Origin of the sequence: Kluyvera georgiana (assembly GCF_050990895.1) — a bacterium.
Taxonomy (GTDB): domain Bacteria; phylum Pseudomonadota; class Gammaproteobacteria; order Enterobacterales; family Enterobacteriaceae; genus Kluyvera; species Kluyvera georgiana.
The window spans coordinates 1,347,555-1,364,338 of the sequence record NZ_CP158865.1 but is presented as its reverse complement, the minus strand read 5'-3'; the positions used below and the strand labels follow the sequence as shown (position 1 = coordinate 1,364,338).

Here is a 16,784-nt window from a genome sequence, read left to right as displayed (position 1 = left end):
AAAAGGGTGAAGCGCAATTACGTCCTGATGCACTCCCGAAGGAAGCGCCTAGTATCGCCTGTGACCGCCCGGTAAACTTTGAAGGCCGCCATACTCTTGCGAACACGCCTTACTTTGTTATTTATTTATGTCGCTTATGTTATCAACTATCGATAGTAAGATCATGATTTCCAGATATGCTTTTTTGTTATGCCAGCCATAACCAAACGGCTATGGCGTTCCGCTATCTGCGCGAGGCAGCGACAAGCCTACCATCCTGAGGAAATAGTTCTCGTTAAGCCATCATCTAAAATCGTTATATCAATCATGGTGTTGATACATTTTCATCAACATTGAAAGGAGGTTGAGGGGCGACTGCCCCTGGAATGGAGATGGGAAAGTGAAAACGTTAACCGGAAACCCACTGCGTTGCCCAGGCGTCCGCCCCCTGCCAGTTGTCACACTGCGGTTGAGTGGCGTAACGCGCCAGGCGAAAGCGCTGTCCATCGAAGCGCCAGCGCGTCTGTGTGCCGCAGTCACCGAGGGCGCGTCCTTTCTCAAGCGTAATCAGCTCACGCGTATGTTCGTTAAACGTCAAATTCACCAGTTCAATATCACGCCCCTCCCTGCCGGAAGGCAGGAACGGCAAACGCAGGCGAATCGGCGTGGTGGCAAACGGCTTTTTGCGCGACGCCAGCCATGCGCGGTAGATAGTGTTATAGGCCCCGGATTCACAGCTGGTCATGATCAGCGCCTTATCGTCGGTTAGCGCGGTCACCCACACTTCACGTCGCAGTGGATCCAGCGAGCACTGCACGTTGTTCATCCGCCAGGTGGCGAAATCGAGCAGGTCGTTGTATTCATCGCGACCGAGCGGCGTCGGCGCAGGGCTGACTTTTGCGACAGATTTCAGCGGCGGAGCGGGCGGCACGCTCAGCGGCGGCTCATCGCCTTTACGGATCCACGCGGTTTCATTGCCCACGCGCTTTTGTTGAGCATCGATAAACAGCAGCGCGGCCTTCAGCCCCTGTAAGGACATCACCTGCACGCCCTTCGCCAGCGTAATCGCCTGGGCATCCTGAATTTGTTGCAGGAAGGCGTCTATCGTGACGCTATCGCCGGTCGACAGTAATTTCGGCTGTATTTTCCAGTGTTCGCCGCCGAGCTTTAGCGGTTTGCCATCAAGCAGCAGCCGAGGCTCGATGGCCGGAACCGCCGCCACCGGGTTAACCAGCCCGCCCAATTCAATACGCAGTTGGGCATCGGTATGCGCCCCGGCGCTGCGGCTGAGGGTCATGACCAGACCGTAGTGCAGGCCGACGTTACGGGTCACGCAGAAATTCTGGTTATTACAGGTCACTAACCAGTCGGAAAAGAGCTGCTGCGTCGGCGCCGCCCACGTCAACGACGTCGGGAGCCACCCGATGCAGAAGAAAAAAAGGAGAATGCGGTAACGCATGGACGGTACAACCCCAGAAGAAAAAAGCATCAACTTACCGGGGCTATCCTGGAGGACGAAGCGGCAGCGCTCAATCGGATTTATCGGATTGAGCTGGCCAGAAAATTACGCCATCAGACCTGAACCTTGCAGATACTGGAGCAAAATCACCGTCTTACCATCACAAATTTCACCAGTGCGAATCATCTCAATTGCGCGGGTAAACGGCAGCTCAAGCACATCAATATCCTCGTCATCCACGCCGCCCCCCGCGTTATCGCGCAGACGATCGTCGTATTCGGCGATAAAGAAGTGAACGATTTCAGTCACGCCGCCCGGCGACATATACAGCTGAAACACTTTACGCACATTGTTGACCTGATAGCCGGTCTCTTCGATAGCCTCTTTGCGAATGCACGCTTCCGGCTCGTCGTCGTCGAGCAACCCGGCGCAGGTTTCAATGAGCATGCCGTTGGCATTACCGTTGACCCAGGTGGCGACACGGAACTGGCGCACCAGCACCACGCTCTGCTTCTGGCGGTTGTAGAGCAGCACCGTCGCGCCGTTGCCACGGTCGTAAACTTCGCGTTTGTGTTGCACCACTTCGCCATTTTTCTGGGTTAAATCGTAGGTAATATTGCGCAGGACGAAGTAATTTTCGGACAGGATTTTATCTTTAATAACGTTGATATTAAGTGACATACAGGCTCCACGGCGATAACGCTTTCGCGCCATATTACGCCGTGAAGCCCAGGTACCGTCAATGCACGCAGGTGATTTTGACGCCTAACCAGTCGAGGATCCCCTGTGCTGCATGGCGTCCTTCAGCCATCGCGGTGACCACCAGATCGGCACCACGCACCGCATCGCCACCGGCAAAAATTTTGGGATTCGAGGTCTGATAGCGGTAGCGCGAATGCACGTTGGCGCGAATGCGCCCCCAGTCGTCAACCTCCACGCCCTGTGCGCTCAGCCATGGCATCCCGTGCGGATGGAAACCAAAGGCCATAATGACCGCATCGGCGGGCATCACAAATTCGCTGCCGGGAATCGGCGTCGGACGGCGGCGGCCCTGACCATCTGGCTCACCGAGTTGGGTACGCAGGAAACGAACGCCGCACACGCGGCCTTCAGCATCCAGCTCCAGGGTGACGGGCTGAACGTTGAACTCAAACTCCGCCCCCTCTTCCTTCGCGTTTTTGACCTCTTTTTTCGACCCAGGCATGTTGGCTTCATCGCGACGATAGGCGCAGGTGACCTTTGCCGCACCGTGGCGCAGTGCGGTACGCACACAGTCCATCGCCGTATCGCCACCGCCAAGCACCACCACGTTCAGCCCTTTAGTATTGATATACGGCTCCTCAGGCAACGCCTCGAGGCCCATTACGTTTTTCGTGTTCGCGATCAGGAACGGCAGCGCGTCATACACCCCCGGCGCCTCTTCATTCGGCAGGTTCGCCTTCATGGAACGGTAGGTGCCCACCCCGACAAACACGGCATCGTACTCTTCCAGCAACGTGTCCAGAGTGATGTCTTTGCCAATTTCACAGTTCAGCTCAAAGCGAATGCCCATGTCGCTAAAGATTTCACGACGGCGGGCCATCAGCGATTTATCCAGCTTGAACGCCGGAATGCCGAAGGTCAGCAGCCCGCCAATTTCCGGATGACGGTCAAACACGACCGGCTCCACGCCCTGACGAACCAGAATGTCGGCGCATGCCAGCCCGGCGGGCCCGGCGCCGATAATCGCCACCCGCTTACCGCTGCTGGCGACATTGCCGATATTCGGACGCCAGCCTTTGGCTAGCGCGCGGTCGGAGATATAGCGTTCAATATTGCCGATGGTTACCGCACCGTGCTCATCACGCAGGGTGCAGGCCCCTTCACACAGGCGATCCTGCGGGCAGACGCGTCCCGTGATTTCCGGCAGCGGGTTGGTCTGATGCGACAGCTCTACCGCCGCGTCAATATCCCCTGCGCTGACCCGTTCGATCCACTGTGGAATATGGTTATGCAGCGGGCAGGTCCACTCACAAACGCTATGCTCGCCGCAGCTCAGGCAGCGTGCGGAAGCCTGCTGCGCCTGCTCGTGACGTAGCGGCAGATAAATTTCGCCGAAGCCGGTTTTACGGGCAGCCAGATTGAGTTTATCCGCTTCATTCCGAGCGGGAGTCTGCGCCATCTGCTGCACCTTGCTACGCTGAACCTTCGCTGCCGCCGCACGACTCTCGCTGTGCCACGGCTGCGCTTCGCGACAGGCCGTTTGCAGGCGTCGGGTGCGCGCAATATCGCTCAGTTGCTGGCTGGTCATCAGCTGCAGAGCGTCCGCCGGGCAGTTTTCCACACAGGCCGGACCTGCCGGGCGCTCATGGCAGAGATCACATTTATGGGCCGTGGCTTTTACTCGCCCGTCCTGAGTCGGCGAGAGAACAATTTGCAGGGTGCCAAACGGGCAGGCAACCGCACAGGATTTACAGCCAATACACTTCGCCTGATCGACCTGGATAGCATCATCAACCTGCCGAATCGCGCCGTTCGGGCAGCTGCGCGCGCAAGGCGCATCTTCACAGTGGTGACAGGTAGCCGCCCCACGTTGATGGTTCATTTTTACGACCGTGATGCGCGGCATAAACTGCGACGCGTCGAGCACATGTTGCTCTCCGTTATGCGACATCACACAGGCAACTTCACACGCCCTGCATCCAATGCATTGTTGGCTATCTACCCTAATAAAACGGTTCATACTCGCTCAGCCTATGGTTAAAAAACCTTATATTTATAAGTCCTATTTATTAGCCGAGGAATCCCCGTACAGGCAATGTCCATTTGCCCAGAATCGGCGACTATTTGTCAGTAAGCTGTGGCAGATCAAAAAATTTCAGCTTAAATGAAATTACGTTTCACGGGGCAGAAATAGGCATGCGTAAGGATATGCAAACCGTTTCGCCAAAGCGGTATGATTATTTACATTATCTTCTTATTTTCTCCACGATTGCCGGGAGCCTTACGGCTACAGTGTTTGACGCAATTCAGTACGTAAAAAAAATGACCAACACGAGGTTCGGATCCTGATGGCGAATTTCTTCATCGATCGCCCCATTTTTGCCTGGGTGCTAGCAATCCTTTTGTGCCTTACCGGGGCCCTGGCGATATTTTCATTACCGGTAGAGCAGTACCCGGACCTTGCGCCGCCGAACGTCCGCGTGACCGCCAACTATCCAGGCGCGTCTGCGCAAACGCTGGAAAACACCGTCACCCAGGTTATCGAACAGAACATGACCGGCATCGATAACCTGATGTATATGTCCTCTCAAAGCAGCGCCACCGGCCAGGCGACAGTCACGCTGAGCTTCGTCGCCGGTACCGACCCGGACGAAGCGGTACAGCAGGTACAAAACCAGCTGCAAACGGCAATGAACAAACTGCCACAGGCGGTGCAGACGCAAGGCGTCACGGTACGTAAAACAGGCGATACCAACATTCTGACCATCGCCTTCGTCTCCACCGACGGCAGTATGGATAAGCAAGATATTTCCGACTATGTCGCCAGTAACATTCAGGACCCGCTCAGCCGCGTTGACGGCGTCGGCGACATTGACGCCTACGGTTCGCAGTATTCCATGCGCATCTGGCTGGATCCGGCCAAGCTCAACAGCTATCAGTTGACCGCTTCCGACGTCACCAGCGCCATTAAATCGCAGAACGCGCAGATTGCCGTCGGGCAGCTTGGCGGAACGCCTTCCGTTGATAAGCAGGCGCTGAACGCTACCATTAATGCGCAATCGCTCCTGCAAACGCCACAGCAGTTCCGCGATATCACCCTGCGCGTTAACCAGGACGGCTCAGAAGTCACGCTCGGTGACGTTGCCACCGTCGAAATGGGCGCGGAAAAATATGACTATCTCAGCCGCTATAATCGCAACCCGGCGTCCGGCCTTGGCATCAAACTCGCCTCAGGGGCCAACGAAATGGCAACCGCCGAGCGCGTTATTCAGCGCCTGGACGAGCTAAAAGCCTATTTCCCGCATGGCCTGGAGTATAAAGTCGCCTACGAAACCACCTCCTTCGTCAAAGCGTCGATCAAAGACGTGGTGAAAACGCTGCTGGAAGCCATCCTGCTGGTGTTCCTGGTGATGTACCTGTTCCTGCAAAACTTCCGCGCCACGCTGATTCCCACCATAGCCGTACCGGTGGTGCTGATGGGCACCTTCGCCATTCTCTACGCCTGCGGATACAGTATTAACACCCTGACGATGTTCGCCATGGTGCTCGCCATCGGGCTTCTGGTGGATGACGCCATCGTGGTCGTCGAGAACGTCGAGCGTATTATGAGCACCGAGGGGCTGACGCCAAGGCAGGCAACGCGCAAATCGATGGGCCAGATTCAGGGGGCGCTGGTCGGTATCGCGATGGTGCTGTCGGCGGTGTTTATCCCGATGGCTTTCTTTGGCGGCACCACCGGGGCTATCTATCGTCAGTTCTCGATTACCATTGTTTCGGCGATGGTGCTGTCGGTACTGGTGGCGATGATTCTGACGCCCGCGCTGTGCGCCACCATTCTCAAACCCATTCATAAAGGCGAAGTGCACGGCACCAAAGGCTTCTTTGGCTGGTTCAACCGTCACTTCGATGCCAGCGCGCGCCGCTATGAGTCCGGCGTGGCGAAAATCCTCCATCGCAGCGTACGCTGGATGCTGATTTATGTGGTACTGCTGGGCGGCATGGTATTTCTGTTCCTGCGCCTGCCCTCCTCGTTCCTGCCGCTGGAAGATCGCGGCATGTTCACGACTTCGGTCCAGCTGCCGAGTGGCTCCACTCAGCAGCAAACGCTGAAAGTGGTGGAGCAGGTTGAAGACTATTTCTTCAAAAACGAGAAGGACAATATCACCTCCATTTTTGCCACCATCGGTTCCGGCCCGGGTGGTAATGGGCAGAACGTCGCGCGCATGTTTGTCCGCCTGAAAGACTGGGACGAGCGCGATAGCACCACTGGCACCTCGTTTGCCATTATCGAGCGCGCCACCAAGGCGCTGAACAAAATCAAAGAAGCGCGGGTTTACGCCAGCAGCCCGCCGGCTATCAGCGGTCTGGGCAGCTCTGCCGGCTTCGATATGGAGCTTCAGGATCACGGCGGTGCCGGGCACGATGCGCTGATGGCCGCGCGCGATAAGCTGCTGGAGCTGGCAGGCCAGGATCCGCAGCTGACCCGCGTGCGCCACAACGGCCTTGATGACAGCCCGCAGCTGCAAATCGATATCGACCAGCGTAAAGCGCAGGCGTTAGGGGTCTCAATCGACGATATTAACGACACGCTGCAAACCGCGTGGGGCTCAAGCTATGTGAACGACTTTATGGACCGTGGCCGCGTGAAGAAAGTGTACGTACAGGCCGCCGCGAAGTATCGCATGCTGCCGGACGACATTAATCTGTGGTACGTGCGTAACAACGCGGGTCAGATGGTGCCGTTCTCGGCCTTCGCCACCTCGCGCTGGGAAACCGGCTCGCCGCGCCTGGAGCGCTATAACGGCTATTCGGCCGTCGAAATTATCGGTGAAGCCGCGCCGGGCGTCAGCACCGGTACCGCAATGGACGTGATGCAGAATCTGGTCAAACAGCTGCCGACCGGTTTTGGTCTGGAATGGACAGCAATGTCCTACCAGGAACGGCTCTCCGGCGCCCAGGCTCCAGCGCTATACGCCATTTCTCTGCTGGTGGTGTTCCTGTGCCTGGCGGCGCTGTATGAAAGCTGGTCGGTGCCATTCTCGGTGATGCTGGTGGTACCGCTGGGGGTAATTGGCGCGCTGCTGGCCACCTGGATGCGCGGGCTGGAAAACGACGTTTACTTCCAGGTGGGGCTGCTGACGGTTATCGGGCTATCGGCGAAGAACGCCATTCTGATCGTTGAATTTGCTAATGAAATGAATGAGAAAGGTGAAGACCTGATGTCGGCGACCCTCGAAGCCTGTCGCCAGCGCCTGCGTCCCATCCTGATGACCTCTCTGGCGTTTATCTTTGGGGTTCTGCCTATGGCATTAACCACCGGTGCGGGTTCCGGCGGCCAGCATGCGGTGGGTACCGGCGTGGTGGGCGGGATGATCTCGGCGACGGTGCTGGCTATCTTCTTCATCCCGCTGTTCTTTGTGCTGGTACGTCGTCGATTCCCGTTAAAAGAGAAGCCTGAATAAAAACAGAAAAGGCGACAGTCACTGTCGCCTTTTTATCTTTATGTTGAGCATTGACTCTGTACTGCAAACAACACCATCATGGTAATTGAAAGAACACAGCGCTTAATCACTCACCTATCTGGAAATTATTTACGAAGCATCACTTCGATAAAATCTTTCCAGTTCCCCAGTTCACGTTCGATCATAACTACCTCTCTTATTATTATGCGTATATTACGTACAAATGTATGACCTGTGAATACGGTTAATCCGATTACTTTGATTGCCGCTGCCAACGATTGTTTACTGCTTGAGGCCACTATGGGCTGGAATGTTGACATTTAATGTGACGAACAGCAACATTCTGAAATAGTTATCGGAATGTGAATCATATGATAAGAATTTACCCTACAACAAAGTGAACAAACTGCGACTTTCGTCGTAGACAGCATGATAAACTGTACGAATTTCAGCCTGTTTATCAGGATAAAATTAAAACAGGCAGCCACGGTAATTCCGTGTATATTCGAGGCCCTAAAAAACCTGCTGATATAAAGGTGGAACATGACCATCCTCTATGGAATAAAAAATTGCGACACAATTAAAAAAGCCCGCCGTTGGCTCGACGAGCATCAGGTTGAATATCGCTTTCATGATTATCGCGTTGACGGCCTGCCCCCCGAGTTACTGGCATCCTTTATTGCCGAGCTGGGTTGGGAAGCCCTATTGAATACCCGTGGCACCACCTGGCGTAAGCTGGATGAAAGCGTGCGTATGAGCATCAACAATGCCGACGCTGCCGCTGCGCTGATGCTGGAAATGCCGGCGATCATTAAACGCCCATTGCTCTGTGCGCCAGCACAGCCTATGCTGCTGGGTTTTAGTGATGCCAGTTACGGCCAGTGGCTCGCCCAGATGCGCTAATGCCGCCGCCCTGTTTTGACTTTTTGCAGATAACGAAAAATAACGAGGTTTAGTTTATGTCTTGCCCAGTCATTGAGCTGGCTCAGCAGCTTATTCGCCGCCCGTCTCTCAGCCCCGATGACGCGGGCTGTCAGGCATTAATGATTGAACGTCTGCGCGCTATCGGTTTTACCGTTGAGCCAATGGATTTTGGTGATACCCAGAATTTCTGGGCCTGGCGCGGTAAAGGGGAAACCCTGGCATTTGCAGGCCACACTGATGTGGTGCCGGCTGGTGATGCCGATCGCTGGATTAACCCGCCATTTGAACCAACCATTCGTGATGGCATGCTGTTTGGCCGCGGCGCGGCGGACATGAAAGGCTCGCTGGCGGCGATGGTTGTTGCTGCAGAACGTTTTGTCGCCCAGCACCCGAACCATAAAGGGCGCCTGGCGTTCCTGATCACCTCCGATGAAGAGGCCAGCGCCACCCACGGTACCGTGAAGGTGGTGGAAGCGCTGATGGCGCGCAACGAACGCCTGGACTACTGCCTGGTGGGCGAACCGTCGAGCACCGAAGTGGTCGGTGACGTGGTGAAAAATGGCCGTCGTGGTTCCATGACCTGCAACCTGACGATTCACGGCGTGCAGGGCCATGTGGCTTACCCACATCTTGCCGATAATCCGGTTCACCGCGCCGCGCCGTGGATGAACGAACTGGTGTCTATCGAGTGGGACCAGGGCAACGAATTCTTCCCGCCAACCAGCATGCAAATTGCCAACATCCAGGCGGGTACCGGCAGCAACAACGTCATCCCGGGCGATCTGTTCGTGCAGTTCAACTTCCGCTTTAGCACCGAATTGACCGACGCGATGATCAAAGAGCGCGTGATCGCCCTGCTGGAAAAATACCAACTGCGCTACTCGGTAGACTGGTGGATCTCCGGGCAGCCGTTCCTGACCGCACGCGGCAAGCTGGTCGACGCGGTGGTTAACGCGATTGCGCACTATAATGAAATAGAACCGCAGTTACTGACCACCGGCGGGACGTCAGATGGTCGCTTTATCGCCCAGATGGGCGCGCAGGTTGTTGAGCTGGGTCCGGTGAACGCGACCATTCACAAGATAAACGAATGCGTAAATGCCGCAGACCTGCAGATGCTGGCGCGCATGTATCAGCGTATCATGGAACAACTTGTCGCCTGACGGCATAACAAAAGAGGTAATGCGCATGGATTGGCTGACAAAATACTGGTGGATTCTGGTGCTGGTTTTCCTGGTGGGGGTGATCATCAACGTGATTAAAGATCTTAGTCGCGTCGATCATAAAAAATTCCTTGCCGATAAACCCGAGCTTCCGCCGCATCGTGACTGCAACGATAAGTGGGACGATGACGACGACTGGCCGAAGAAAGGCCAGCCGAAGAAATAAGCACATGTAGGCCTGATAAGCGCAGCGCCATCAGGCATAGCCGCCACGAATTGCCGGATGGCGGCTTTGCCTTATCCGGCCTACAGATTCCCAGCGAACCGTTAATCTTTAAACCATCTCAATAATATCGTCATCTTTCGGCGTTCCGCCGCTCAATGCTTCATCGAAATAGTGCTTCGGCACGGTATAGCGCAGATGATCGAGCGCGAACTGCATGCTGCGATCGTCAATCGCGTGCCCCAGATCGTCGACAATATCCAGCGTCACATCGCCACCCGCAGCCAGGAGCGCTTCCTGACCTTTCACCGCCCAGGCCAAATCGATAACCCGGTCCTCTCCACCGTGGATCAGGTGGATCGTGGTGCTGGTCGTCGCCTGCTGCGGCAGCGTGGCGTAACGGCCGTTAAAAGCGATCACGCGCGAAGCCAGACCCGGTTCGGCTTTGATGCTTTCCAGCGACATAATCGCCCCCTGCGAAAAACCGATCAACGCGGTGGCCTGCGGTCCCACGCCACTCTGTTTTTGCCAGTAGCGTACCGTTTCAATAAAGGTCGGCATAATGGCATCGACACGTGCCTGGCGGTTCTCTTCGGTCACGCTTTGCACCGAAAACCACTGACGACCCGGTGCCGGGCCGCACGGTTCAGCGCCGCCAATGCTAACAATCAAGGCATCCGGGAACAGCGGCGCAAACCAGCTGCCGATCTGCCCCATTGAGACCGGATTATCGCCCACGCCATGAAACAACAGCAGCAGCTGTTGAGCGGGCTTCGCGGGGCTTTGAACAACAAAATGATCGTGCGTCATGGCTGTCTCCTTGGTTTTGACGGTCAGTTTACGCCGCACCAAAATAATGACCATGCCATTTAACTGAATGAGTCAGTTAAAAAAATTGCAGTTGTGGGAGCTGTTCCGCCAGCCGGTTTGCGCGTTCAGCGTCAACGCTGCGCATCGCCTGCGCCGCTTCCGCACGAAGCCGGGCCAGCAGCGCTTTACGCCCCTGCACGCCCAGACGAGCACACAGTTCAGACTCAGCCTCACCGCACAAACGCCCGCGCAGCGCGGGTATCGCCAGTTCAGTCAACTCGCTCAACCGGTGCAGGTTCGCCAGCACCGCCAACATCGGGCGATGGGCAAAGGCAAAACCGGCCAAATCCCACCAGTCATCCTCAGTAAGGATAGTCTCTGTCACTTCCGCCAGAGGCACTTTTTCATCTACCCACCGTCGCAGCCAGCGCCATTCGCGGCACAATCGCTGATGCTCATGTAACATCAACGCCTCCCCTGCCGCCGTCAGCGGGCGAATAGCCATCGCCGCGTAGCAGCCGCTGCTGGCCTCCCGCTGAGTGCCAATACGCACCAGCGTAAAGCCACAGCGCTGCCAGAAGCGCCATAGCGCATCGGTATAACCAAAGCTCACTGAGAGATAATCACACCCCTCAGCGTCCTGCCACGCCCGTTCGACCAGCCGTTGGCCGAGACCTTCGCGCTGGCGTAGCGGATGTACCGCAATGCGGCTGATGCGCCGTCCGATAAGCGTCGCCGCCAGCGGGCTGCCGCCGTGAGTCGCCAGCGATTGCGCCACCAGGTTGCCGCGCGGGCGGCGAAAACCGGCCCACACTGCCCGGCTCAGTTCCGCCGAAAGCCCGCCTTCGTCGACCAGCCACAGCGCCCCTGCCGGACCATCACTGCTTTGAGCGCTCAGAAAATGCTGGCCCGGCGCGTCCATCATGCGCCGCAGATCCAGCGGCGAGGTGCGATAATGGGCGCCGGAAAGCAGTTGATAGAGCGCACGGGGCAGCGCTGGAGACGTTTGCCAGGCTGACTGCGCCACGGGCATCAACGTAATCGCGCCCTGCGGCATAGTGGTAAACGCATCATCATCAAAAATCAGCGCCTCGTTCACCACGGCTTCCAGCGGGCATCCGGCCGCCCAGCGGATGGGTTGACTCAGGGTAAACGCCTGCCGCTGCGGGAACGCGGCGCAGAATTTCAGCGCAAAGCCACGTCCGGTGCCTTCATATCCCTGCACGGTGGTGGTCAGCAGCACCCGCGAAAAACGGGTCATCAGCTTATGCAGCAGCGGGGCGGGAATGGCTGCGGCCTCATCGACCACCAGCCAATTGGCGGTTTCATCAGAGGCCAGCAGCGCATCCGGCGCGATAAAGCGAAAGCGCTCGCCGGCAAAGGCGGCAATCACCTCCGCCGAAGCGCGGGAAGGTGCCGTGACCAGCGCCGTGCCGGAAAGCTGTCGAATGTGCATTCCGGCGAGCGCCGACTTGCCACGCCCACGTTCCGCCGTCACCACACAAACCTGCGCGGTGGCGTTGGCCAGCGCTGACAGAATCGCTTGCTGCTCAACGTCGGGTTGACCGTTAGCCTGCTGCCATGGTGGTCGCGGAGAGTCATTGAGCGGCGTCAATGGTTCCCCTTGACGCCAGATTCTTACCTGCGCCCTGGCGGCCAGGGTACGGCAAAAATGGTGAACAAAATGGGGGGTGGCAATAGGCTCTGGCGTATCGCTCCAGCGCAGCGAGTCCGCATCGGGCTGCAGAGGCCAGCGTGAGAAGTCTGGCACCATCAGCACCAGCCAGCTACCGGCACGCAGGGTTCCCGCTAACGCGGCAAACGCCGACACGTCAAAACCGGCGCGAGCGTCAAAAATGGCGTGCTGGAACTCGCGACCGAGCAGCGTGACAAGTTTGCCAGGCTGGCAAAAAGGAGAGTCTACGGTCTGCGGGCCCACCCACAGCACGTCGTGTCCGATAGCGTTGCGAAACGCTATTGCCTGCTCTGCGCACCAGTCAGGCTCACCGCTAACCACCAACAAGCGGCGAATGCCTTCCTGCGCCATCCGCGCGGCCTGCGCGAGCAGCTCATCCATGACCTTCGACATCCCGTTAAAGCGATTTACTGAAGGTGTTGCACTGGGACGGGTCGCCGCTATCGAAGCCGCGTTTCAGCCAGGTATAGCGCTGCTGTGACGTACCGTGAGTAAAGCTGTCCGGCACCACGCGCCCCTGGCTCTGCTGCTGTAAGCGGTCATCGCCAATCGCTTCGGCAGCGTTCAGCGCTTCTTCAAGATCGCCGGCCTCCAGAATCCCCTGTTTCTGCATGTTATGACCCCAGACGCCCGCAAAACAGTCGGCCTGAAGCTCCATGCGTACCGACAAGCGGTTCACTTCAGCCTGCGATGCGCCCTGCTGCATCTGACGGACTTTGGGTTCGATGCCGAGCAGTTTCTGGATATGGTGGCCCACTTCATGCGCAATCACGTAGCCCTGCGCGAAATCACCGCCTGCGCCGAGTTTACTTTTCATATCGTCATAGAAAGAGAGGTCGATATAAACCGTGCTATCGGCCGGGCAGTAGAATGGCCCCATCACCGACTGGCCGGTACCGCAGCCGGTCCGGGTCGCGCCACGGTACATCACCAGACGCGGCGGCTGATAGGTTTTCCCCATCTCTTTAAACTGCTGCGCCCAGGTGTCTTCGGTCGTGGCAAGGATAACCGAGGTGAATTTTGCCGCTTCATCATCATTCGGGTTGCTGACGCGCTGCGAGCTTTGTTGCTGGCTCTGACCAATGGGCTCGCCGGTCATCAGGCCGGTTAAGTCGACGCCGTAATAGCCCGCAACCAGCACGACAATCAGCAGAATGATACCGCCCTTACCGCTGGGAATACGGAAACCAGGGCCGCGCCCGGAGAGTGGCGACTGGGAATTGTTCCGGCGGTCTTCAACATTGTCGCTTTCACGACGGCCTTGCCAACGCATAACTACCTCGATCTTCTTTTATTGTTACTGATACGATCGTAGGTGGTTACGGGCAGGATTACCACTGGAAATACATCAGGAAGGAAGATGAGCGGGCCAACGCAGCGCCATCGGGCAAGCGACGAACACATTGCCGGATGGCGGCGTCAACGCCTTATCCGGCCTACGCGCAGGCGAGGCCGGGGACGTCATACTTAGTCCAGCTTCACGCCTAAACGATGCGCCACTTCTTCGTAGGCTTCGATCAGGCCGCCAAGGCTCTGGCGGAAACGGTCTTTGTCCATTTTATCCATGGTCTTTTTGTCCCACAGACGGCTGCCGTCCGGGGAGAATTCATCGCCCAGCACCACTTCGCCTTTGAACAGACCGAACTCCAGCTTGAAGTCCACGAGTATCAGGCCCGCGTCGTCGAACAGCTTTTTCAGCACGTCGTTCGCTTTGAAGGTCAGTTCCTGCATGCGCGCCAGGTTCTCTTTGCTCACCCAGCCGAAGGTTTCGCAGTAGGATTCGTTAACCATCGGGTCATGCATGGCATCGTTTTTCAGGAACAGGTCGAACAGCGGCGGGTTCAGCTCAATACCTTCTTCGATCCCTAAACGTTTCACCAGCGAACCAGCGGCGCGGTTACGGACAACGCACTCCACCGGCACCATATCCAGCTTTTTCACCAGACATTCGGTATCGGACAACAGCGCTTCCATTTGGGTCGGGATACCCGCTTCCGCCAGTTTGCTCATAATGAAATGGTTGAATTTGTTGTTCACCATGCCTTTACGATCGAACTGCTCAATGCGAGCGCCGTCCCCTGCTGACGTATCGTTACGGAATTCGAGTACCAACAGATCCGGGTTTTCGGTGCTGTATACGGTTTTCGCTTTACCACGATACAACTCAGCTAGCTTTTGCATCTTTGTCACTCCAGTGATGATTAACCATAAAAATTTGTGCTTTTCTGCCGACGCACACGTTTGCGTCACTATACAGAAAAAAGGGCCGGATTGCTCCAGCCCTGATAAATTACTTACTCAATGCGGCCTGGAATACGGCAACCAGGGCGTCATTTTGCGACTGCGTCAACGTATGACCTTTCGGATCGATGAACTGCAGGCTACTACGGTTGTCCAGGTCACCGACCTGAAGCTTGTAGTCACCGGAGACCAGACCCGGATCGCTCGCGCCCAACGCCTGCCAGCTGCTGTCAGACAGCGGCTTGTAGGTTACGGCGATGCTGCCCTGAGAACGAGTGCTGTCGGTCACTTTCATGCCCGCTTTTTCCAGCGCGCCCGGCAGACGCTGCCAGACCTGGTTGAACGGCGCACGCACCACCAGCATTGGCAGGCCGGTATCATCAGAAGCGCTCTGTACATCAAAGGTTGCGCCCGCGGAACCGCGAGAGGCCTGTGCGTCGCTGGCGTTCTTATCCAGACCTGCGGAAATCACGTTCAGCATTTCAGCGCTATAGCGCTGTAGGGAAGCGCGATCGGCGACCGGTTTACCCGCCTGTTCCAGGTTAACCAGCTTCACCATCACCGCCTGCTGGTAGCCCTGAGGCTGCACGGAGATTTGATAGCGACCACGATACTGCTGGTCTTCATCAAGGCGATTCCACTCGACCCAGTCCGTTGTCAGCGTCTGGCTAGCATCATCACGTTTGGTGATGGTGTAGTTTTTCGCCTGAATAATGCTGACCACCTGCGGCCACAGAGAGCCGCTACGGCTATTTTCCACCAGCAACGTGGCGGTGTCGCCCGTAAACTGGGTTCGCGCACCGGCCACCAGCGCCAACGGCTGAGCCGGCGGACGAATGTCCAGCGCTTTACCGACGGCACCGCTGCCGTTGGCGACAGGAATGTTGTAGTCGCCATTTTCGATCGGCAGGATCATGCCCGCAGGGGCGTGAAGTTCACTTAACGGCGTAGCGTCCAGATAGGACTCATCGCCGCTCACCTGGCGCTTATAGCGCGAGTCGGAACTACAGGCCGCAAGCAGTAAAACCAGCGATACACCCGCAACCTTGGCCAGGCGCGACTTCTGTACTGAGTAAGCCATCAAATCTCCCTAAACTTTACAGCAAACCGGCATGCTTCAGTGCGGATGCCACCACGTCACGACCGTGGTCGGTAATCGGTGTCATCGGCAAGCGCATGGTGTCGGTCGCCACAAGCCCCAATTCCTTACACGCCCATTTCACCGGGATAGGATTGGGTTCGACAAATAATTTATTGTGCAGCGGCATCAAACGCTGGTTGATGATGCGCGCCTGCGCGAACTCTCCAGCTGCGGACAGTTTGCACATTTCCGCCATATCACGCGCCGCAACGTTCGCCGTTACCGAAATAACGCCGTGACCGCCGAGCTGCATGAAGTCCAGACCGGTTGCATCATCACCGCTGAGCAGGATGAAATCGTCTGAAACCAGCTCTTTGATCTGATGAACACGGCTTAAGTTCCCCGTGGCTTCCTTAATCGCGATAATATTTTTAATTTTCGCCAGGCGACCTACGGTTTCCGGCAGCATATCGCAGCCGGTACGGGACGGCACATTATACAGGATTTGCGGCAGGTCAGTATGCTCGGCAATCGCTTTAAAGTGCTGGAATAAACCTTCCTGAGTCGGACGGTTGTAGTATGGGGTAACGGTCAGGCAGCCGACTACGCCGCTGTCGTTGAAACGCTGAGTCAGGCTAATCGCCTCTGCGGTTGCATTTGCTCCCGTTCCTGCGATCACCGGGATACGGCCATCGGCCAGCTCCAGCGTAGTTAAGACCACATCGCCATGCTCTTCGTGGCTAAGCGTCGCTGACTCGCCGGTAGTCCCTACCGACACAATCGCCGAGGTTCCGTTGGCGACATGGTAATCAATCAGTTTTTTCAGGCTTGAACGGTCGACATTACCTTTTTCATCCATCGGCGTGACAAGCGCTACAATACTTCCCGTGAACATGGGCCATCCTCTGTGCTGACGTGCGGACATGAAACTCAATGGTACGTTTGGTACTGTAATAAAAGCAAGAGACTGAGGCCCTTCAGAATGTTGTATGCCGGTTTTTTTTATGCTTTCCTAGGGTATACCGCACCTTTTTAAAGGAAGAA

The 16,784-nt window shown here is 56.6% G+C and carries 14 protein-coding genes; 4 read left to right on the top strand and 10 right to left on the bottom strand.

Annotated elements, in window-relative coordinates; all coding sequences use genetic code 11:
• Positions 1 to 388: 388 nt before the first annotated feature.
• The 3 genes from ABTW00_RS06485 to aegA form a co-directional block, all read right to left on the bottom strand.
• The gene (locus ABTW00_RS06485; protein WP_065355881.1) at positions 389 to 1,438 is read right to left on the bottom strand and encodes a DUF1176 domain-containing protein; all 1,050 of its coding nucleotides are present in this window, start codon (positions 1,436 to 1,438) and stop codon (positions 389 to 391) included.
• Positions 1,439 to 1,543: 105 nt separating this feature from the next.
• On the bottom strand, positions 1,544 to 2,119 hold the full coding sequence (gene nudK / locus ABTW00_RS06480) for a GDP-mannose pyrophosphatase NudK (protein ID WP_064543651.1): 576 nt from the start codon (positions 2,117 to 2,119) through the stop codon (positions 1,544 to 1,546).
• A gap of 58 nt (positions 2,120 to 2,177) precedes the next feature.
• A complete protein-coding gene (gene aegA / locus ABTW00_RS06475; protein WP_433639650.1) occupies positions 2,178 to 4,160 on the bottom strand; it encodes a formate-dependent uric acid utilization protein AegA in 1,983 nt (660 codons plus the stop codon).
• Positions 4,161 to 4,488: 328 nt separating this feature from the next.
• Between aegA and acrD the strand changes: the two genes are divergently transcribed.
• Positions 4,489 to 7,602, top strand: coding sequence for a multidrug efflux RND transporter permease AcrD (gene acrD / locus ABTW00_RS06470; RefSeq protein ID WP_433639648.1), 3,114 nt, complete (start codon positions 4,489 to 4,491; stop codon positions 7,600 to 7,602).
• 125 nt (positions 7,603 to 7,727) lie between these two features.
• Here the strand turns inward: acrD and ypfM are convergent, their stop codons facing one another.
• A complete protein-coding gene (gene ypfM / locus ABTW00_RS06465; RefSeq protein WP_001386977.1) occupies positions 7,728 to 7,787 on the bottom strand; it encodes a protein YpfM in 60 nt (19 codons plus the stop codon).
• 358 nt (positions 7,788 to 8,145) lie between these two features.
• Between ypfM and ABTW00_RS06460 the strand changes: the two genes are divergently transcribed.
• From ABTW00_RS06460 to ABTW00_RS06450, 3 genes are read left to right on the top strand one after another with little or no spacing between them, the layout of a single operon-like run.
• On the top strand, positions 8,146 to 8,505 hold the full coding sequence (locus ABTW00_RS06460; RefSeq protein ID WP_271447288.1) for an ArsC family reductase: 360 nt from the start codon (positions 8,146 to 8,148) through the stop codon (positions 8,503 to 8,505).
• A gap of 56 nt (positions 8,506 to 8,561) precedes the next feature.
• Complete coding sequence (dapE, locus tag ABTW00_RS06455) at positions 8,562 to 9,689, top strand: succinyl-diaminopimelate desuccinylase (protein ID WP_064543643.1); 1,128 nt, start codon at positions 8,562 to 8,564, stop codon at positions 9,687 to 9,689.
• 25 nt (positions 9,690 to 9,714) lie between these two features.
• A complete protein-coding gene (locus tag ABTW00_RS06450; protein ID WP_433639645.1) occupies positions 9,715 to 9,915 on the top strand; it encodes a YpfN family protein in 201 nt (66 codons plus the stop codon).
• A 108-nt stretch (positions 9,916 to 10,023) separates the two neighbouring features.
• Here the strand turns inward: ABTW00_RS06450 and ypfH are convergent, their stop codons facing one another.
• From ypfH to dapA, 6 genes are all read right to left on the bottom strand, one after another.
• Complete coding sequence (ypfH, locus tag ABTW00_RS06445) at positions 10,024 to 10,722, bottom strand: esterase (protein ID WP_433639643.1); 699 nt, start codon at positions 10,720 to 10,722, stop codon at positions 10,024 to 10,026.
• 76 nt (positions 10,723 to 10,798) lie between these two features.
• On the bottom strand, positions 10,799 to 12,799 hold the full coding sequence (locus ABTW00_RS06440) for a tRNA(Met) cytidine acetyltransferase TmcA (protein ID WP_433639640.1): 2,001 nt from the start codon (positions 12,797 to 12,799) through the stop codon (positions 10,799 to 10,801).
• 16 nt (positions 12,800 to 12,815) lie between these two features.
• Positions 12,816 to 13,691 carry a KPN_02809 family neutral zinc metallopeptidase gene (gene ypfJ / locus ABTW00_RS06435; protein WP_065355887.1) on the bottom strand — a complete coding sequence of 292 codons (876 nt, stop codon included), beginning with the start codon at positions 13,689 to 13,691 and terminating at the stop codon, positions 12,816 to 12,818.
• Between the two features lie 194 nt (positions 13,692 to 13,885).
• Positions 13,886 to 14,599 (bottom strand): phosphoribosylaminoimidazolesuccinocarboxamide synthase, encoded by a 714-nt coding sequence (purC, locus tag ABTW00_RS06430; protein WP_035891480.1) that lies wholly within the window; start codon positions 14,597 to 14,599, stop codon positions 13,886 to 13,888.
• 109 nt (positions 14,600 to 14,708) lie between these two features.
• Positions 14,709 to 15,740, bottom strand: a complete 1,032-nt coding sequence (gene bamC / locus ABTW00_RS06425) for an outer membrane protein assembly factor BamC (RefSeq protein WP_065355888.1) — start codon at positions 15,738 to 15,740, stop codon at positions 14,709 to 14,711.
• Positions 15,741 to 15,756: 16 nt separating this feature from the next.
• The gene (gene dapA / locus ABTW00_RS06420) at positions 15,757 to 16,635 is read right to left on the bottom strand and encodes a 4-hydroxy-tetrahydrodipicolinate synthase (RefSeq protein ID WP_064543635.1); all 879 of its coding nucleotides are present in this window, start codon (positions 16,633 to 16,635) and stop codon (positions 15,757 to 15,759) included.
• Positions 16,636 to 16,784 lie beyond the last annotated feature (149 nt).